The organism is Qiania dongpingensis (assembly GCF_014337195.1).
GTDB classification, from domain to species: Bacteria; Bacillota; Clostridia; order Lachnospirales; family Lachnospiraceae; genus Lientehia; species Lientehia dongpingensis.
The window spans coordinates 1,777,685-1,795,922 of record NZ_CP060634.1 but is presented as its reverse complement, the minus strand read 5'-3'; the positions used below and the strand labels follow the sequence as shown (position 1 = coordinate 1,795,922).

Sequence of the window (18,238 nt, the reverse complement as noted above, 5' to 3'; positions counted from 1 at the left end):
CTTTTACACATCAAGTTCTCCATATCTGGCATTCAATTCTATGAATTCACGCCTAGGCTCTACTTTATCTCCCATCAAAGTAGTAAAGGTCAGATCAATTTCGGATGACGCTTCTTCATCCATTGTGACACGGAGGAGAATTCTTCTTTCCGGATCCATGGTAGTCTCCCACAGCTGCTCCGGATCCATCTCTCCAAGCCCCTTATAACGCTGAATTTTATTGTTGTTATCGCGCCCAACTTCTTTCAGAATATTATTGAGCTCGTTGTCATCATAGGCATACCATACCTTTTTGTTCTTTTCCACCTTATAAAGGGGCGGCTGAGCCAGATATACATATCCCTGCTTAATGAGTTCCGGCATGAAACGATATAAAAATGTAAGCAGCAAGGTACTGATATGAGCGCCGTCCACATCGGCATCCGTCATTATGATTATCTTGTGATAGCGGAGTTTTGAAATATCAAAATCTTCATGAATTCCTGTACCAAAGGCCGTGATCATGGCCTTTATTTCCGCATTGGCATAAATCTTATCAAGGCGTGCTTTTTCCACATTGAGGATTTTTCCCCTAAGAGGAAGAATCGCCTGTGTATTTCTGGAACGCGCAGTCTTTGCAGATCCTCCTGCAGAGTCTCCCTCTACAATGTATATCTCACAATTTTCTGGATTTTTATCGGAACAGTCCGCCAGCTTTCCAGGCAGAGTCGTACTTTCAAGAGCCGTTTTTCTTCTTGTAAGATCTCTTGCTTTTCTGGCGGCAGCCCTGGCCCTTTGGGCTAAAATAGACTTTTCACAGATTATCTTCGCAATCTGCGGATTCTGCTCCAAATAATAAGTAAGCTGTTCACTCACCACACTGTCGACAGCGCTTCTGGCTTCACTGTTTCCCAGCTTCTGCTTTGTCTGTCCTTCAAACTGAGGATCTTCCAGCTTTACGCTGATGATAGCTGTCATTCCCTCTCGTATATCATCACCTGTTAAATTCGCTTCCTTTTCTTTCAGGAGATTATTTTTTCTGGCATAATCGTTAAAGGTTTTCGTAAGAGCGTTTCGAAAACCTGCCATATGAGTTCCGCCCTCCGGCGTATTGATATTATTTACAAAACTATAAGCACTCTCTGTATAAGAATCATTATGCTGAATCGCCACTTCCACGGCTACCCCGTCGATTTTTCCTTCACAGTAGATGATCGTAGGATACAATGCCTCCTTGCTTCGGTTCAAATACTGAACAAATTCACGGATTCCTCCTTCATAATGAAATTCTCTGTCCTGCTTGCTTCCCTCTCTTTCATCCTTTAAGATGATCTTAAGTCCTTTTGTAAGGAAAGCCATTTCTCTGAGACGCTGTTTCAATACGTCAAAGTCATAGACGGTTTCTTCAAAAATAGAACTGTCCGGCTTAAATGTTACCATGGAGCCGTGCTTAGATTTTTTGCAGGCGCCTATGATTTCCAGCTTTTTTACTGTTTTGCCTTTCTCATATCTCTGTCTGTAGATATTTCCGTCCCGGTATATAGTGACCTCCAGCCAGTCAGAGAGTGCATTCACCACGGAGGCGCCGACGCCATGAAGACCGCCGGACACTTTATACGCCCCTCCGCCAAATTTTCCTCCCGCATGAAGCTGAGTAAAAATAACTTCCACAGCCGGAACCTTCATTTTGGGATGTTCGTCAACAGGCATACCACGTCCGTTATCAATTACTGTAATGGAATCGTCCTGATTGATCGTCACTTCAATGGTATCACAAAATCCCGCCAAAGCTTCATCTACAGAATTATCCACAATCTCATATACCAGGTGATGAAGGCCCCTGGAAGACGTGCTGCCGATATACATACCCGGCCTTTTTCTTACGGCTTCCAATCCCTCTAAAACCTGGATTTGATCTGCGCTATAATCGGAACTCATAAGTATCCTCCTGTCATTGTTTTTCATTGATTACATTTCCGTTTACAACATGATAAATTTGATTCATCGAAAAATGATTATTTACAAAATCATCAAGACCTGTGCAAGTGATGATAGTCTGTATATCCTGAATACCCTCCAGAAGATGATTCTGTCTTCTGCTGTCCAGCTCAGAAAGTACATCGTCCAGCAGCAAAATAGGTGATTCTCCAGTAGTTTTTTTTATCATCTCTATCTCAGACAGCTTTAAAGACAACGCAGCACTTCTTTGCTGGCCCTGGGATCCATATTTACGGATATCGATTCCATTAATGATAAACAAAATATCATCTCTGTGAGGACCGCGCATTGTCAATCTGTTTTTTAGATCTTTTTCTCTGGATAAATGCAAGGTTTCTTCAAAATTCTCCGGATTTATATCTGGTTCATAGGAAATCCATATTTCTTCTCTTCCGCCTGTCAGCCTCTTATGGATACCGGAAATCAATCCATTCAGTTCCTTCACAAATTGATTTCTTCTTTTCATGACCTCGCAGCCAAATTTTACAAGCTGCATGTCCCATACTTGAAGAGTATCCACATAATCCGGATGAAAAGGGACGTCTTTAAGCAGCTTATTTCTTTGATTTAAGGCTTTGTTATAGCTGACCAGTCCCGATGTATATATTTTATCCAGCTGGCAGAGCTCCATATCAAGAAAACGCCGTCTTTCCGAAGGACCGTTTTTTATGATATTCAGATCCTCCGGTGAAAAAAAGACCACATTTATATTTCCAAAAAGCTCACTAGCTTTCCGTATGGGAATCCCGCCTATTGCAATCCCTTTTGTTTTATTTTTTTTCAGGTGCATATCAATGCGGGTCTCTACTCCCTTTTTATCTACAAAAAGTTTTATATGGGATTCCTCATCGTTGAAATGAATGATTTCTTTATCTTTGCTTCCACGATGAGATTTAGAGGTGGCACATACATATATGGACTCCAGGATATTTGTTTTGCCTTGCGCGTTGTCCCCATAAAGAACATTCGTACCGGAATCAAAATCTATATGCAGTTTTTCATAATTCCGATAGTTTCTAAGCTCCAAGGATTTTACAAACATGCCTGCACCACTTATTTTTCTATTTTGATGGATTTTCCCTCAAATTCCACGACATCGCCGTCATAAAGTTTTTTTCCCCGCTGCAGGCATACTTCTCCGTTTACTTTAACGGCCCCGTCTAAAATGACCATTTTCGCTTCTACGCCGGAAGCCGCAAAATGAACGGCTTTTAAAGCCTGCCCCAACTTTATATATTCTTCTTTCAGTTTTACTTTTTCCATAAGTCCCCCCTAAATGTTTACAGGAAGTATCAAATAGATATACCTTCCTTCTCCATCCCGGATGAAGCAGGGAGCTTTTGAATTTACCATATAGAGATCTACTGTTTCATCATCTATGACTCTAAGAGCATCGATTAAAAATTTAGGATTAAAGCCTATGGTAATATCCTTGCCTTCCTTGTGAATCATGATTTCTTCCTGCAGAGAACCTATGGCAGAGCGAATCGCCACTTCCATACCATTATCGGTGATGGTAATGATGATTGGTTTCTTATCACTTTCTCTTATGAGAAGCACGGCTCTTTCAATGGAATTCAAAAATTCCTGCTTATTAAGAGAAAGCTTTGTTTCATAATCGTTGGACAGCATCTGATTTACATTAAAATACTGTCCTTCTATAAGCCGGGAAACCACCACCGTATCATCAAATTCAAAAAGGATATGATTACTGGTAAAATAAATGAGGACTTCTTTTTCAGTTTCACCGGATAATATTTTGCTTATTTCTGTAAGAGTCTTGCCAGGGACGATTACTTTTTCATCTTCATAATGATCCTTTAACTGAACATTGCGGATGGATATTCTGTGTCCGTCTAGAGATACTACCTTCAGACAATCATCCTTTACCTCAAAAAGCTCACCTGTCATAAGTTTGTTGTTTTCATTGGCGGCAATGGAAAAGATAGTCTGCCGTATGATTTCTTTCAGAGTGAACTGAGATACACTTATATAGTGGTCCCTCTCAATATAGGGCAGATATGAAAATTCATCTCCCGGTTTTCCAGCAATCTTGAAGTTGGATTTTTCACAATTGATAATAACGTTAAGTGAGTCATCTGTTTCAATCCATACTTGGCTGTCCGGAAGCTTTCTTACGATTTCAGAAAAAAGCTTGGCATCAATGGCTATTTTCCCATGTTCCAAAATATTACCTGCTACTTTTGTTTCAATACCAAGTTCCATATCGTTGGCAGTGAGCTTGATTTCGTCTTCGGAAGCGTCCATAAGGATACATTCCAGGATGGGCATGGTCGTACGGGAAGGGACTGCCTTCATAACAATACTAATAGCACTCAGAAGAGCGGATTTTTCAAAGGAAAGCTTCATAATTGTGTATAACTCCTTTCACATAGAAATACAGATATATAATAAATGATTTAGTAGCAGTAATAGTAGGGGCTGTGGATTTGTTCATAAGTATCCTCAAGGCCCATTAGAAAAGGGTTTAAGACCTTGATAACTATGTGGATAAGGCAGATATTATGTGTGGATAAAAGGTGAGTTTTCCACATGAAGGATAAAGTAGAAAATTATCCACAACATATCCACATAATATAAACAATATTATCCACATAATAAAATCACAAAATGTAGTATTTCTTCTATATTAATAGTGCACATATAGTCATGCGGATAAATCTCAGGTTGGATTGATCTTTTTTTTCAATACGTCTATGGTCGTTTTCATGTTTTCATCGGTATCAAGCTGTTTTGTAATCTTTTTAATACCGTTGATGATCGTGGTATGATCCTTTCCTCCCAGATATTTTCCTATCATCTGAAGGGGACAGTCTGTCATAGAACGGCACAGATACATGACAATCTGCCGCGGTATCACGATTTCCTTGTTTCGCTTAGAGGAAATAAGGTCTGCGGGAGTACATTTATAATGATCTGCCACCACGTTGATGATCGTCTCTGGAGTGATCTCCATATCTTGATTGGGAGAAATAAAATCTTTTAGGGCTTCCTCGGCCAGATCCAGATTGATTTCTTTATTATCCAGTTTTGAAAGAGCTATCACTTTTGTAAGAGCGCCTTCCAGCTCCCGTATGTTGGATTTAATATTGTTGGCTATATATTTGATGACTTCATTATCAATGTTGTAGCCGTCCATTTCTTCCTTTTTGCGAAGAATGGCCATCCTGGTTTCATAGTCAGGAGATTGAATATCAACCGTCAGACCCCACTCAAAACGGGAAACAAGCCTGTCTTCCAATGTTTCAAATTCCTTTGGAGGCCGGTCGCTGGATATGATGATCTGTTTTTTTGCTTCATGCAGTGTATTGAAGGTATGAAATATTTCTTCCTGCGTACTTTCTTTTCCTATGATAAATTGAATATCATCTACCAGAAGGACATCATTATTTCTGTATTTTTCACGAAACTGAGTGGCCGTGGTAAAATTTTTATTTCGGATGGAATCTATAAGCTCATTTGTGAACTTTTCGGAAGTTACGTACATGATCCTTTTAGAAGGATCGTTTTTTAAAATGAAATTTGCGATAGAATGCATCAAATGAGTCTTTCCCAGTCCTACGCCTCCATATATAAAAAGAGGATTATAAATTTCAGCAGGGGATTCCGCTACGGCAAGTGCCGCTGCATGGGCCATTTTATTGTTGGAACCCACCACAAAGGTATCAAATGTGTATTTGGGGTTCAGATTCGCATTCTGCATGATCGTCATCAGAGAAGAATCTTTTACTTCAGGAAGCTCCGGTTCTTTTATGGTATCTGCCTGTCCTTTGGAATAGAAATGGACGGTACATTTAAAACCTGTCACTTCTTCTATCGATATCTGGAGGACAAAAGAGTATTTCTTCTTAATAAAATTGAGGCCTATGGTCTCAATTTTAGGATCCATAATAACGATGTTGACAATATGGTTGTCCTCATCCACGGATTCCACCTGAAGCGGCTTCAGCCATGTTTCATAGCCAACAGGAGAAATATCATATTCATCTCTCATAAGTTGTAAAATTTTATCCCAGTTTTCCCGTATTTTCTGAAGCATTGTAATATCTCCTGAAGTGAAGAATGGTTTGTGGATATTGTGGATTCCGTTGAGAGAGCACAATAACCCATATACTTTTTCTATTCTATAACAATTCCGTAAATATTTCAATCAGAATATTGTGGATAACTTTTATACACAGGAAAAAATCCTATAAAATGGAGATTTTTAAGAGTTTTACACATAGAAATAACAAGAAAACCACAGAGTTATCCACATGTTATCCACATATTGTGGATATGTGTGGATAACCTTGTGGATATTATGTGAATTATATGTAGATAAGTTTGGATTTTACAAATACTTTAAATTTAACTTGACGTAATATCCATCATTGCCTATAATGGAAATGATGTTTTATTATCTCTAAATATAAGTAAAGGAGGTGTTTGGATCATGAAAATGACATTTCAGCCTAAAAAGAGATCCCGTGCAAAAGTTCATGGCTTCCGTGCAAGAATGAGTACTAAAGGTGGAAGAAGAGTATTAGCAGCCAGAAGAGCAAAGGGAAGAAAGCAGTTATCAGCGTAGGCCGCAGATTTGTGGCCTTTTGTTTTCTCTTCAGATAATTAGGTAAAAATATGGATAAATTTCATTCATTGAAGAAGAATCAGGATTTTCAGGCTGTTTATCGGAATGGAAGGTCCTTTGCGAATTCATGTCTTGTAATGTACGCAAAGAAGAGAAATGACGAAGAGGAAAACAGAGTCGGTATATCGGTCAGTAAAAAAGTCGGAAACAGTGTAGTGAGACATCGTTTAAAGCGTCTTATCCGCGAAGCTTACCGGATAAACTGCGGACAGGCAGTGCGCGGATATGATTTAGTGGTCATTGCCAGAGAAAAAAGTAAAGAAAAAACATATAAAGAAATAACAGGAGCCCTTTTAAGTCTTTTAAGAAGCCACCGTTTGCTGTAGGTGAAAACCATGGTAAAAAAACTGTTGATCAGATTAATTCGTTTTTACCGGAAATATTTGTCCGGCCTTAAAACAAGGTCGCATTGCATTTATATTCCGACCTGTTCCCAGTATGCCATAGAGGCTCTGGAAAAATATGGCGCCTTAAAGGGCTCATTTCTGGCAATTAAAAGGATTTTAAGATGTAATCCTTTTGCAAAGGGCGGGTACGATCCTGTTCCTTAATTTGGAGGTTAGAACATTGGATTTTCTATTGTTGACGAAAAGTACTACGTTTATTATAGGGCCTATTGCTACTGTATTGGGCTATATCATGGAGGGAATCTATAATTTAGGCGTTCATAATATTGCTGCCTGTATTATACTGTTTACGATCATCGTAAACTTGATTTTGCTTCCTCTTACCATAAAGCAGCAGAAATTTATGAAACTAAATGCAGTCATGCAGCCTGAAATAGCCGCTATACAGAAAAAGTATAAAGGAAAACAGCAGGACCAGGCTGCTATGCAGAAGCAGAATATGGAAGTGCAGGCTGTTTATCAGAAATATGGGACAACTCCTACTGGCGGATGCCTTCAGACAGTTCTGCAGCTGCCGATCATGTTTGCTTTGTATCAGGTAATCTATAGGATACCTGCTTATGTTTCAGGAATCAAAGAAGTACTTATGAATGTTGTGACACCTGTTATGCAGCAGCCTGGTTATATAGATAAGATTGCGGAACTGGCTACCAGCAATAAGCTGCCGATTGAAAAAATTGATTACAGTGTAGCAGATAAAATGGTGGATTTGTTCGGCAAATTCAATGCGGCTGCATGGAACCAGCTGAAAGAAATCTTTCCTAGCCTGCAGAATGTAATCTCTGAGAATTCGGATAAATTCCTTCATATGAATTCTTTGTTCGGCGGGATGAATTTAACAGAAGCGCCAGGTTTTAAGATATCAGTTGCGCTTATTATTCCTATTTTGGCAGGACTTACTCAGTGGCTCAGTGTGAAGACCATGAATACTGCGCCTACGGATCCGGATGCTCCTGGAGCCGGTGCCATGAAGTCTATGAATACTGTTATGCCGATCATGTCCGTGATTTTTTGTATTTCTTTCCCCATTGGTATTGGTATCTATTGGGTGGCCAGCAGTACAGTACGTATGGTGATGCAGCTTGGTATCAATCAGTATATGAAAAAGATCAATGTTGACGACATGATAAAAGCCAATATTGAAAAGAAAAATAAAAAGCGCCAGAAGAAGGGGCTTCCTCCTATAAACGCCAACGCGACCATAAAGAGCGCCAATAAGGCTTCTGAAGTTGCAGCGAAGAAAAAGGAAATGGAAGAAGAACGCGCAAAGAAAGCCGCTGTAAATTCTACGGACTATTATAAGAATAAAAGTGAGAATCTCGGAACAATCGCTTCCAGGGCCCGTATGGTACAGAATTACAATGAGAAGAAGGGGAAGAAATAAAGGAGGTTGCTGCCATGAGCGAGTATATCGAAATATCAGCCAAAACAGTGGATGATGCGGTCACGAAAGCTTTGATTCAGTTGGAAACGACCAGTGATAAGCTGGAATATGTCGTAGTTGAAAAAGGCAGTACAGGAATCCTGGGAATCTTTAACAGCAAACCTGCTATCATAAAGGCGAGGAAGGTTTTAACCATATCTGATGTCGCTGAAGAATTTCTGCACAAGATATTTGCATCTATGAATATGGAAGTGAATATCACATCATCCATGGATGAGGAAGAAAAGTGCCTGAATATCGATCTGAGCGGAGAGGATATGGGGGTACTCATAGGAAAAAGAGGACAGACTCTGGATTCTCTTCAATATCTGGTAAGTCTGATCATCAATAAGAACAGTGATGAATATCTTCGGGTAAAGCTGGATACAGAAAATTACCGGGAAAGAAGAAAGGCCACATTAGAAAGCCTGGCTAAAAATATAGCAGCCAAGGTAAAAAGAACAAAGAGATCTGTATCTTTGGAGCCAATGAATCCTTATGAAAGAAGGATTATTCATTCCGTCCTTCAGAATGATAAATATGTGATAACAAGAAGTGATGGAGAAGAACCTTATCGTCATGTTATCGTTTCATTAAAGAGGGATAGCCGGAAGGATCGTTATGAAAAATACGACCGACAAGACAGAGGCCGCCAGGATAGAGAATATCAGGAGAGACATGTGTAAAAACCGGAAATAGATAAAGAGGGGTTGCCGCAATTATTTGTGTCAGCTCCTTTTTTGAAAGAAAGTTTAAAACAGAGGAATCATAGTAAATGAACGCAGCAAATACTATAGCAGCCATTGCCACGGCCATGAGCAGTTCCGGTATAGGAATTGTGCGGATCAGCGGAGATGAAGCACTGGAGATCCTGTCCAGGGTATTTTATCCCGCGAGAAAAGATTATAATGTAATGGAATTGAAAAGCCACACTGTGATATATGGGCATATTTATGATGGCGATACTTTGATAGACGAAGTGCTTGTGCTGTATATGAAGAGGCCTCACAGTTATACAGCGGAAGATACAGTAGAAATTGACTGCCACGGCGGTGTTCTTGTGGTCAAAAAAGTATTGGAGGCTGTACTTAAAAATGGTGCAAGGCCGGCGGAAGCCGGAGAATTTACCAAAAGAGCTTTTTTAAATGGAAGGATAGATCTGTCTCAGGCAGAGGCAGTCATGGAATTGATTGATTCTAAAAATGAATATGCGATGAAAAGTTCTCTTAAACAGCTGAAGGGTTCTTTATCAGAAAAGATAATTTCTTTAAGAGAAAGGATTTTATATGAGATCGCGTTTATTGAATCGGCGCTGGACGATCCGGAGAATATTTCGTTGGAGGGGTATGGGGAACGTCTGAAAGAAGCTGTAGATGCAATGAAAAAGGAAGTGGACGATCTAATTCAGTCAGCCGACAATGGAAGAATGGTATCAGAAGGAATTAAAACTGTCATACTGGGAAAGCCAAATGCCGGTAAATCTTCTGTACTGAATCTTCTGATAGGAGAAGACAGAGCGATTGTGACAGAAATAGCGGGAACAACCAGGGATACTCTTGAGGAACATATGATGTTAAACGGCATCAGCTTGAATATCATGGATACGGCCGGTATACGCAGTACAGATGATATAGTGGAAAAAATCGGTGTAAAACGTGCTATGGATCATGCAGAGGATGCGGATCTTATTTTATACGTGGTAGATTCTTCCGAGAGCCTGACAGAGGATGATGAACGGATAATTCAGATCATTCAGAACAAACATGCAATCGTATTGTTGAATAAGTCAGATTTGAATCCAATTCTTTTGAAGGAGGAAATGGAAAGAAAAACGGGAAAACAGGTGATTTTATTTTCTGCGAAAAAAGAAGAGGGACTCGATGAACTTTCTGAAGCGATAACAGATCTCTTTTTTTCAGGAAATCTGGATTTTAATGATGAGATTTATATTACCAGCGCCAGACAAAAGAATGCTCTTTTGAAAGCGTCTGAAAGCTTCAGTCAGGTGAATGAAAGTTTAGAAAATCATATGCCGGAGGATTTTTATTCGATAGATTTAATGGACGCATATGAGGCGTTGGGTATGATCATCGGTGAAGCAGTGGAAGACGATCTGGTCAATGAGATATTCAGTAGATTTTGTATGGGAAAATAGAAATAGAGATAAGAGAAGAATGACAGGATAAAGTTGGCATAGAGGTTTGGAGGCAGTCATGTCAGAAAAGAATAACGTGCTGAGAGAAAAATATGATGTGATAGTAATAGGGGCAGGACATGCAGGATGTGAAGCGGCATTGGCCGCCGCTAGGCTTGGGCAGGAAACAATTATGTTCACCGTAAGTGTGGACAGCATTGCCCTCATGCCCTGTAATCCCAATATAGGAGGAAGTTCAAAAGGCCATTTGGTCAGGGAACTGGATGCCTTAGGAGGGGAGATGGGAGTAAATATCGATAAGACCTTCATCCAGTCTAAAATGCTGAACAGATCAAAGGGGCCGGCTGTCCATTCTCTGCGGGCGCAGGCAGATAAGCAGGAATATACCAGGCAGATGAGAAGGACGCTGGAGAATACGGATCATTTGACAATACGTCAGGCAGAAGTCTCAGAGCTGATCGTGGAAAATAGAGTCCTTAAAGGAGTAAAGACGGTTTCTGGGGCAGAATATTATGGAAAAGCGGCGGTACTGGCGACAGGCGTTTATCTTCGGGCGCGTTGTATCTATGGAAATGTGAGTAATCCGACGGGACCGAATGGCCTTCAGGCAGCGACGCATTTGACGGATTCTCTTATAAAAAATGGAATTAAGATGTATCGTTTTAAGACGGGGACTCCTGCCAGAGTGGATAAGAGAAGCATTGATTTTTCAAAAATGGAAGAACAGCTTGGAGATGAAAAAATAATTCCATTTTCTTTTATGACAGATCCGGAATCCATACAAAGGGATCAGGTTTCCTGCTGGCTTACCTATACAAATGAGGAGACTCATAAAATCATACGTGATAATCTGGACCGATCTCCTCTTTTCTCTGGATTTATAGAAGGAACTGGTCCGCGCTATTGTCCGTCCATAGAAGATAAGGTAGTAAAATTCGCGGATAAAAACAGGCATCAGGTCTTCATAGAGCCTGAGGGTGAATATACAAATGAAATGTATTTAGGAGGAATGTCCAGTTCTCTGCCGGAGGATGTCCAGTATGCCATGTACAGGACTGTGCCTGGACTGGAAAAGGTAAAGATTGTCAGGAATGCCTATGCCATTGAATATGACTGCATTGATGCAAGACAATTATATCCCACATTGGAATTTCGGGAAATAGAGGGACTTTACAGCGGCGGCCAGTTTAACGGCAGTTCCGGTTATGAAGAAGCGGCGGCCCAGGGACTGATGGCCGGCATAAATGCGGCGAGAAAGGTCAAAGGACTGGAAGGCATTGTTTTGGATCGGTCACAGGCATATATAGGCGTCTTGATTGATGATCTGGTAACAAAAGAAAGTCATGAGCCGTATCGTATGATGACGTCGAGAGCAGAATACCGCTTGCTGCTTCGTCAGGATAATGCGGATTTGAGGCTGACAGAGATAGGTCATGAAATTGGATTGATTGGGAAAGAACGGTATCAGTCTGTACTCAAGAAAAAAGAGGAAATAGAAAAAGAAATATTTCGTTTGGAGCATACGACTGTAGGGGGGACGGAAAAAGTCCAGGCTTTTTTAGAAAGGCAAAACAGTACTTTACTGAAAAATGGAATTACAATGGCTGAGCTGATCAAGCGGCCTGAGCTTTCTTATGAGATCCTTGAAGAGATTGACCCCGGACGTCCGGTATTATCCGACGCGGTAAAAGAACAGGTGGATATTAACCTTAAATATGAAGGATATATCAAACGTCAAAAAAGCCAGGTCAGACAGTTTAAAAAACTGGAAGGTAAAAAACTGCCTTCCTTTATGAATTATTATGATATAAAGGGGCTTAGGAAGGAAGCGATGCAGAAGCTGGATCAATTAAAACCTGTCAACATAGGACAGGCGTCCCGCATATCAGGTGTATCGCCGGCGGATATTTCCGTATTGCTCGTATATTTGGAACAAATGAGAGGAATCAGGCGTTCTTAAGCCAGAAGGGATGTCATGATGAGTAAAGAGAAATTCATAAAAGAACGGTTTGATCAGGAAGGAATAAGTCTTACAGATGATCAGGTTTCACAGTTTGCTGTGTATTATGAGCTTTTAACAGAGACAAATAAAGTGATGAATTTGACAGCCATAACTCAGTTTGAAGAGGTAGTAGAGAAACATTTTTTAGACAGTGTGATGATTATTAAACAACATGATTTTTCATCAATTAAGAGTCTTATTGATGTGGGTACAGGCGCAGGATTTCCAGGCATGCCGATCAAGATACTTTATCCACAGATTTCCGTCACGCTTCTGGATTCTTTGAACAAAAGAATGGCTTTTTTACAAAAAGTTGTGGATAACTTAAACCTTGACCACATAGATCTGGTACACGGGAGGGCGGAAGATTTTGGGAGAGATCCGCTGTTCCGGGAAAAGTACGATTTATGTGTCTCCAGAGCAGTCGCTAATTTATCCACCTTATCGGAATACTGTACCCCATTTGTAAAAGTGGGTGGATTTTTTGTATCTTATAAATCTGGTAATATAGAAGAAGAATTGGAAAATGCAAAACCTGGTATTAAACGCTTAGGATGCAAAACAAAAAAGGTTGAGATATTTACGTTAAATTCTACTGAGGCCATGAAAAAAGTGGATGACGGATATAAAAGGAGCTTTATCTTCATAGAACGAATGGAGAAATTGGACAAAAGATATCCGAGGAAAGCGGGTATACCGGCTAAAATGCCATTGTCCTAACAGGCCGTAAAGTACAAAGGAGGCTGTACATATGAATAAGATGAAAACAGAGACATGGTTTAAAGTGGTAGTTGGAGTGATGATTCTTGCGGTTTGCCTGGTCTTGATCAATATGATTTTTTCTATTATCTCTGGTCTGATTATTCGAATTGCCGGAGTTGTTATGATGGTGGGAATCGTTGTGATTGTTTATCAAACAGTACGAAGGGCATTGAAGAGATAAAAGAACGTAGACTATAAAACAATAAAACGGCTGACATTCAGAAAACCAAAAGAAAATCGCTGTGATATGTCCTATTTATAGAACATATCATGGCGATCTTTTTATATAAAAATAGATTACAGTAAATAAAAGTAAAATGAATGAGACGTTTATACAGTACTAATTATTGTACATCAAGATAATCACATATTATGGAAGCAGTTGCTTCAGGACGTTCCATTTGAGGAAGATGTGCAGTCTCGTTTATAATCTCATATTCAATGGCCGGATTTATCAAACAGTAGTCTTCTATTGTTTCCTGAATCTGCTTTTCCCGTTCTCCGCCTATTATAAAAATACTGTTATTTATATTCTTTAATGAGTGATTTATGCTGAGACATGTATAATTACTTTTGATACTGGCATATAAAGCTTTTGCGGAAGAATCTCCCAAATGAGCCGATTCGTGATAGATGGAGATTGTCTCGGGTTCGATATCGTAGGAATTTGAATAATTGACCGTAAGAAATTTATCCGTTATGCTCTTTCTGCTGTTGGCAATATTATAAATTAGAGTCCCAATAATAGGCAGATCTATTAAAAATTTGTATCCCTTGCCATATTTGTTAGGGGTCTGGCCGCATCTTAAAACAGTATCAGGATTTATTAAAACAATTTTATCAAATAATTCTGAGTTATTATTGCAGGTCGTGACAACAAAGGAGCAGGAAGAACCGGTGGCAATCACATCTGCCCGATGTCCTATCACAGACTTTATAAAATCAGTAAGCAATTGGACATATAAAAAATTCGTATAAGTTAGATTTGGTTTATGGGAACGGCCGCAACCCAGCAGGTCAACGACATATACAGTATGAGATTTAGAAAGATATCTTATTACCTTATTCCATTCATAACCGGAAGAAGCAGTTTTTAGATCATGTATTAAAAGCAGCGGTTTTCCATGACCAACTTTAGTATAAAAAATATCACCAAATCGCCAAGAAAAAATATCTTTTTTTTCTTTTTCTAGTAAATTTTTCGCGGTGGATTTCATAAAAATAAATTTATTAATGGCAGTGATAATTCCAGCTGTCGCAGCTCCCAGAAGAACACCTTTTGCAAACTTACTTTTTTTACTCATATTAAGAATTCCTTTTCTCAAAATAAAGGGGAAATACCATTGTACGATCAGACTATGCATATCATATAAATAGAAAAAGCTTATCATCATTATAATACAATTTAAAAATATATACAAGAAAAGAATATCTTAAGTTAGTGGAACTGAAAGTATTAATAATAACTAGATGTTATTATAATAAAAATAAATCAGGACAAATGTTTCACGTGAAACATATTTACGTCAATATTTTTATATTAGCGAAGTAAGTATTTTTAATATATAGCAAAAGACAGGCAAGGATTTCATGTTTAAGATAAAACTTCTATTTATGTTTCACGTGAAACAAAATTATGAAATTATTAAGAATTAACAGTGGTAATGAATTCTAGATAATGCTATAATAAGTTTTGTATAGAAAGGACAGCGTAAATGGGAAGAATTATAGCGATTGCAAATCAAAAGGGCGGCGTGGGAAAAACCACAACGGCAATTAATCTTTCTGCATGCTTGGCTGAAGCCGGAAAGAAAATATTAACTATAGACTTGGATCCTCAGGGAAATACGACAAGTGGTTTAGGGGTAAATAAAAATGAGAAGAAGCATACGACTTATGAGCTTCTCATTGGTCAGTCCACCGTGGAAGAGTGTCTGCTGCAGGAAGTACTCCCTCTATTGGATGTATTGCCCTCTAATGTTAATTTATCTGGTGCAGAGATCGAATTAATTGGCATAAGTAAAAAAGAATTTGTTTTGAAGAGAGAAATCGACAAGATTCGAGATAATTATGATTTTATCATTATAGACTGTCCTCCTTCTCTAAATATGTTGACGGTAAATGCTATGACAACCGCTGATACTGTGCTTGTCCCTATTCAATGTGAATATTATGCTTTGGAAGGACTTTCACAGCTGATACATACGATAAATCTGGTCAAACAGCGGCTGAATCCTTCTCTTGAGCTGGAGGGTGTTGTTTTTACCATGTATGACGCGAGGACGAATTTATCCCTGCAGGTTGTGGAAAACGTAAAAAACAGTCTTAAGAACACCGTCTACAAAACAATCATCCCGCGTAATGTGCGTCTTGCAGAAGCGCCAAGTCATGGAATGCCGATTACGTTGTATGATACAAGATCTGCAGGAGCAGAAAGCTATCGTTTATTGGCAGAAGAAGTGATACAAAAAAATGAAATGGAAGAATGAAAGATAAGAATATATCTTATATAAGAGACGAGATATTATCAGATAACTTTCTAATAAAATAGAGAAAATAAAAGATAAGTAAATATTTGTATTATTGAAAATTTATCCTAGAAAGGAACAATGATATGGCACGAGCAAAAAGAAGCGGTCTCGGAAAGGGTCTGGATTCTTTGATTCCAATGGGAATGGAGCTGGAGGATATCCAGCGCCCGGCTCAGAAGAAAAATGTGCAGATGAGCGCAGGAAGCGAATCAGCCGCTCCTTCTGATTCCGAAAATGAAAGACCGCAGACTTTTTTAAAGATCAGTCAGATAGAGCCCAACCGTGAACAGCCAAGAAAGCAGTTTGATGAAGAATCACTTGCAGAGTTGGCAGAGTCCATAAAGCAATACGGTGTTCTTCAGCCTCTTCTTGTACAGAAAAGAGAGGACTATTATGAAATAATAGCAGGGGAACGGCGCTGGCGGGCTGCCAAGCTGGCTAAGGTGAAAGAAGTGCCGGTAATCATAAAAGAGTATACCCCCCAGGAAATCATGGAGATTTCACTGATCGAGAATATACAGAGAGAAGATTTGAACCCCATAGAGGAAGCGTCAGCGTACCAAAGGCTGATAGATGAATTTCATTTAAAACATGAAGAGATTGCCGTTCGGGTTTCCAAAAGCAGGACGGCGATAACCAATTCCATGCGTTTGTTGAAGCTGGATAAGAGGGTGCAGCTCATGTTAGTTGAAGGAGAAATATCCGGCGGTCATGCGAGAACGCTACTTTCGTTGGAAGACAAAGAGATACAGTATAAAGTAGCGGAGAGGATCATCGAACACAAGCTGAGTGTGAGAGAGACCGAAAAATTGGTAAAATCCCTTTTGAACCCGAAAAATCCAAAAAAAACGGAGGAAGCAGATTCCGGACAGGATTTTATTTACAAAAATATTGAGAGTAAAATAAGGGAAATTCTGGGAACGAAGGTAAACATCAATAGAAAAGACGCAAATAGAGGAAGAATAGAGATAGAGTATTATTCCATGGAAGAGCTGGAACGACTTATGGATTTGTTTGGAAGTATGAAATAATCAAAATCCATCAGGATTAAAAATATGGATGCGGCAGAAGCAGGAGGAAAGACGGATGGAAAACAGCATATTGAATGATTTGGGGTTTGACCCGATTTTTATAATCATCGGATTGGTGGTCCTAGTTGCAGTTCTGGCGGTTTTGGTGGTAATACAAATTGTAAAGACATCAAAGCTGGCTAAAAAATATGACAGATTCATGCGGGGACGGGACGCAGAGTCTCTGGAGGAAATATTTGCCCAGGCTTTTGATGATCTCCGTATGCTGCAGGCTGAAGACAGAGCAAATAAGGATGCTTTAAAGGTGATCAATAAGGTATTGGTCAAATCATTTCATAAGACTGGACTGGTAAAATATGATGCTTTTCCCGGAATGGGAGGAAAATCCAGCTTTGCGCTGGCTCTCATGTCCCAAAATAAAAGCGGATATATACTGAACGCTGTGCACAGCAGAGATTCATGCTATGTGTATGTGAAGGAGATCATAAAAGGTGAGACGGACGCGCCTCTTGGAAGAGAAGAAGAAAAAGCGGTCAGGATTGCATTGGGACTGGAAAGGCCGGAAAACTGACCGGGAAAGAAAATCGGCTGAAATATTAAAAAACAGAAAAAAGAAAAATAAGAAGAGGAACGCGGGGACGCGTTCCTCTTTGAATGATACAAAATACTTTTTGGAATCATTTTTAATTACTTCCGATTAAGCTCCAGTTAGTCACCGGCAGAAGTTTCGGACCGTCACGATTTCGGTTCGCTGGCGATGCAGGGACCGTTTTATCCCCGCTCCGGCAGTACCGCTCACATGTCGGCAGGAAATCTCTATGATTTCCTGTCTCCTGTTCGCTCAGAAACGGAATCGGTATTTCCGTTTCTGCCTCCCTCCGCCTGGGGAACACCGGCCGCTGCCCTGCGGCGCTCACCTTTAGGCCGGCCCGAAATCTTTCTACCGGCGCTCTGCCTGCCACACCACGTTGGATGAATTTCATTTCTTAGATTCCAGAAAAAGATTGAACATCCATACGCCCGCGCGCCTTATGGCAGCGGGCCGCGCGGACCGCCCAAATGACTTTCAAAACAAATGAGCGCTTATTTCAGTGCGGGAGGAAGAGCAAGAGGAAGGATTCGATTCCATCGTAAGGCGAGCGCCGCAGAGCCATTAGCAGGATCTTCCCGGCCGCAGGGAGGCAAAAATCGCATATCATGCGGATTTTTGTTGGAATCTGACATGGAAAAATATCGATTTATCCATGTCAGTTGGAAAGGACCGACTGGAGGCCGCAAAGATCCTGGTTACGGCTGCCA

Annotated in this window: 19 protein-coding genes; 12 read left to right on the top strand and 7 right to left on the bottom strand. The window is 39.9% G+C overall.

Features of this window, described 5'->3' with window-relative positions; all coding sequences use genetic code 11:
* Positions 1-3 precede the first annotated feature (3 nt).
* The 5 genes from gyrB to dnaA form a co-directional block, all read right to left on the bottom strand.
* Entirely contained in the window at positions 4-1,917 is a 1,914-nt protein-coding gene (gene gyrB / locus H9Q78_RS08330; protein ID WP_249300918.1) for a DNA topoisomerase (ATP-hydrolyzing) subunit B, read from the bottom strand.
* A 13-nt stretch (positions 1,918-1,930) separates the two neighbouring features.
* A complete protein-coding gene (gene recF, locus H9Q78_RS08325; RefSeq protein ID WP_249300916.1) occupies positions 1,931-3,019 on the bottom strand; it encodes a DNA replication/repair protein RecF in 1,089 nt (362 codons plus the stop codon).
* A gap of 11 nt (positions 3,020-3,030) precedes the next feature.
* Positions 3,031-3,240, bottom strand: coding sequence for an RNA-binding S4 domain-containing protein (locus H9Q78_RS08320; protein WP_249300913.1), 210 nt, complete (start codon positions 3,238-3,240; stop codon positions 3,031-3,033).
* A gap of 9 nt (positions 3,241-3,249) precedes the next feature.
* Positions 3,250-4,347, bottom strand: coding sequence for a DNA polymerase III subunit beta (gene dnaN / locus H9Q78_RS08315; protein WP_249300912.1), 1,098 nt, complete (start codon positions 4,345-4,347; stop codon positions 3,250-3,252).
* A gap of 313 nt (positions 4,348-4,660) precedes the next feature.
* Positions 4,661-6,037, bottom strand: coding sequence for a chromosomal replication initiator protein DnaA (gene dnaA / locus H9Q78_RS08310; RefSeq protein WP_249300909.1), 1,377 nt, complete (start codon positions 6,035-6,037; stop codon positions 4,661-4,663).
* 396 nt (positions 6,038-6,433) lie between these two features.
* On the opposite strand from dnaA, the gene rpmH reads away from it, so the two are divergent.
* The 9 genes from rpmH to H9Q78_RS08265 all read left to right on the top strand — a co-directional run bounded on the left by rpmH (position 6,434) and on the right by H9Q78_RS08265 (position 13,558).
* Positions 6,434-6,568, top strand: coding sequence for a 50S ribosomal protein L34 (rpmH, locus tag H9Q78_RS08305; protein ID WP_147597494.1), 135 nt, complete (start codon positions 6,434-6,436; stop codon positions 6,566-6,568).
* Between the two features lie 50 nt (positions 6,569-6,618).
* Positions 6,619-6,954, top strand: coding sequence for a ribonuclease P protein component (rnpA, locus tag H9Q78_RS08300; RefSeq protein WP_147597495.1), 336 nt, complete (start codon positions 6,619-6,621; stop codon positions 6,952-6,954).
* A gap of 9 nt (positions 6,955-6,963) precedes the next feature.
* Positions 6,964-7,179 (top strand): membrane protein insertion efficiency factor YidD, encoded by a 216-nt coding sequence (gene yidD, locus H9Q78_RS08295; protein WP_147597496.1) that lies wholly within the window; start codon positions 6,964-6,966, stop codon positions 7,177-7,179.
* Between the two features lie 16 nt (positions 7,180-7,195).
* Positions 7,196-8,419, top strand: a complete 1,224-nt coding sequence (locus H9Q78_RS08290; protein WP_249300907.1) for a YidC/Oxa1 family membrane protein insertase — start codon at positions 7,196-7,198, stop codon at positions 8,417-8,419.
* A gap of 14 nt (positions 8,420-8,433) precedes the next feature.
* The gene (gene jag / locus H9Q78_RS08285; RefSeq protein ID WP_249300905.1) at positions 8,434-9,144 is read left to right on the top strand and encodes an RNA-binding cell elongation regulator Jag/EloR; all 711 of its coding nucleotides are present in this window, start codon (positions 8,434-8,436) and stop codon (positions 9,142-9,144) included.
* Positions 9,145-9,233: 89 nt separating this feature from the next.
* The gene (mnmE, locus tag H9Q78_RS08280) at positions 9,234-10,613 is read left to right on the top strand and encodes a tRNA uridine-5-carboxymethylaminomethyl(34) synthesis GTPase MnmE (RefSeq protein WP_249300903.1); all 1,380 of its coding nucleotides are present in this window, start codon (positions 9,234-9,236) and stop codon (positions 10,611-10,613) included.
* Between the two features lie 58 nt (positions 10,614-10,671).
* Positions 10,672-12,573, top strand: coding sequence for a tRNA uridine-5-carboxymethylaminomethyl(34) synthesis enzyme MnmG (gene mnmG, locus H9Q78_RS08275; protein WP_249300902.1), 1,902 nt, complete (start codon positions 10,672-10,674; stop codon positions 12,571-12,573).
* Between the two features lie 15 nt (positions 12,574-12,588).
* On the top strand, positions 12,589-13,335 hold the full coding sequence (rsmG, locus tag H9Q78_RS08270; protein WP_249300900.1) for a 16S rRNA (guanine(527)-N(7))-methyltransferase RsmG: 747 nt from the start codon (positions 12,589-12,591) through the stop codon (positions 13,333-13,335).
* A 31-nt stretch (positions 13,336-13,366) separates the two neighbouring features.
* Entirely contained in the window at positions 13,367-13,558 is a 192-nt protein-coding gene (locus H9Q78_RS08265) for a hypothetical protein (protein WP_249300898.1), read from the top strand.
* A gap of 163 nt (positions 13,559-13,721) precedes the next feature.
* On the opposite strand, the gene H9Q78_RS08260 is transcribed toward H9Q78_RS08265, so the two are convergent.
* Complete coding sequence (locus tag H9Q78_RS08260; protein ID WP_249300896.1) at positions 13,722-14,681, bottom strand: alpha/beta fold hydrolase; 960 nt, start codon at positions 14,679-14,681, stop codon at positions 13,722-13,724.
* A 411-nt stretch (positions 14,682-15,092) separates the two neighbouring features.
* Here H9Q78_RS08260 and H9Q78_RS08255 point away from each other — a divergent pair, with 411 nt between their 5' ends.
* The 3 genes from H9Q78_RS08255 to H9Q78_RS08245 all read left to right on the top strand — a co-directional run bounded on the left by H9Q78_RS08255 (position 15,093) and on the right by H9Q78_RS08245 (position 17,510).
* Positions 15,093-15,866 carry a ParA family protein gene (locus H9Q78_RS08255; protein ID WP_249300894.1) on the top strand — a complete coding sequence of 258 codons (774 nt, stop codon included), beginning with the start codon at positions 15,093-15,095 and terminating at the stop codon, positions 15,864-15,866.
* Between the two features lie 125 nt (positions 15,867-15,991).
* A complete protein-coding gene (locus H9Q78_RS08250; RefSeq protein ID WP_249300892.1) occupies positions 15,992-16,939 on the top strand; it encodes a ParB/RepB/Spo0J family partition protein in 948 nt (315 codons plus the stop codon).
* A 55-nt stretch (positions 16,940-16,994) separates the two neighbouring features.
* On the top strand, positions 16,995-17,510 hold the full coding sequence (locus H9Q78_RS08245; protein ID WP_249300890.1) for a DUF4446 family protein: 516 nt from the start codon (positions 16,995-16,997) through the stop codon (positions 17,508-17,510).
* 112 nt (positions 17,511-17,622) lie between these two features.
* Here H9Q78_RS08245 and H9Q78_RS08240 read toward each other — a convergent pair whose 3' ends face one another.
* Complete coding sequence (locus H9Q78_RS08240; protein ID WP_249300888.1) at positions 17,623-17,922, bottom strand: hypothetical protein; 300 nt, start codon at positions 17,920-17,922, stop codon at positions 17,623-17,625.
* Positions 17,923-18,238 lie beyond the last annotated feature (316 nt).

What these genes read in the sequence shown, in the direction of transcription:
- gyrB (WP_249300918.1), bottom strand. Translation starts at nt 1,917, where the DNA reads ATGAGTTCCGATTATAGCGCAGATCAAATCCAGGTTTTAGAGGGATTG.
- recF (WP_249300916.1), bottom strand. Translation starts at nt 3,019, where the DNA reads ATGTTTGTAAAATCCTTGGAGCTTAGAAACTATCGGAATTATGAAAAA.
- H9Q78_RS08320 (WP_249300913.1), bottom strand. Translation starts at nt 3,240, where the DNA reads ATGGAAAAAGTAAAACTGAAAGAAGAATATATAAAGTTGGGGCAGGCT.
- dnaN (WP_249300912.1), bottom strand. Translation starts at nt 4,347, where the DNA reads ATGAAGCTTTCCTTTGAAAAATCCGCTCTTCTGAGTGCTATTAGTATT.
- dnaA (WP_249300909.1), bottom strand. Translation starts at nt 6,037, where the DNA reads ATGCTTCAGAAAATACGGGAAAACTGGGATAAAATTTTACAACTTATG.
- rpmH (WP_147597494.1), top strand. Translation starts at nt 6,434, where the DNA reads ATGAAAATGACATTTCAGCCTAAAAAGAGATCCCGTGCAAAAGTTCAT.
- rnpA (WP_147597495.1), top strand. Translation starts at nt 6,619, where the DNA reads ATGGATAAATTTCATTCATTGAAGAAGAATCAGGATTTTCAGGCTGTT.
- yidD (WP_147597496.1), top strand. Translation starts at nt 6,964, where the DNA reads ATGGTAAAAAAACTGTTGATCAGATTAATTCGTTTTTACCGGAAATAT.
- jag (WP_249300905.1), top strand. Translation starts at nt 8,434, where the DNA reads ATGAGCGAGTATATCGAAATATCAGCCAAAACAGTGGATGATGCGGTC.
- mnmE (WP_249300903.1), top strand. Translation starts at nt 9,234, where the DNA reads ATGAACGCAGCAAATACTATAGCAGCCATTGCCACGGCCATGAGCAGT.
- mnmG (WP_249300902.1), top strand. Translation starts at nt 10,672, where the DNA reads ATGTCAGAAAAGAATAACGTGCTGAGAGAAAAATATGATGTGATAGTA.
- rsmG (WP_249300900.1), top strand. Translation starts at nt 12,589, where the DNA reads ATGATGAGTAAAGAGAAATTCATAAAAGAACGGTTTGATCAGGAAGGA.
- H9Q78_RS08265 (WP_249300898.1), top strand. Translation starts at nt 13,367, where the DNA reads ATGAATAAGATGAAAACAGAGACATGGTTTAAAGTGGTAGTTGGAGTG.
- H9Q78_RS08260 (WP_249300896.1), bottom strand. Translation starts at nt 14,681, where the DNA reads ATGAGTAAAAAAAGTAAGTTTGCAAAAGGTGTTCTTCTGGGAGCTGCG.
- H9Q78_RS08255 (WP_249300894.1), top strand. Translation starts at nt 15,093, where the DNA reads ATGGGAAGAATTATAGCGATTGCAAATCAAAAGGGCGGCGTGGGAAAA.
- H9Q78_RS08250 (WP_249300892.1), top strand. Translation starts at nt 15,992, where the DNA reads ATGGCACGAGCAAAAAGAAGCGGTCTCGGAAAGGGTCTGGATTCTTTG.
- H9Q78_RS08245 (WP_249300890.1), top strand. Translation starts at nt 16,995, where the DNA reads ATGGAAAACAGCATATTGAATGATTTGGGGTTTGACCCGATTTTTATA.
- H9Q78_RS08240 (WP_249300888.1), bottom strand. Translation starts at nt 17,922, where the DNA reads ATGAAATTCATCCAACGTGGTGTGGCAGGCAGAGCGCCGGTAGAAAGA.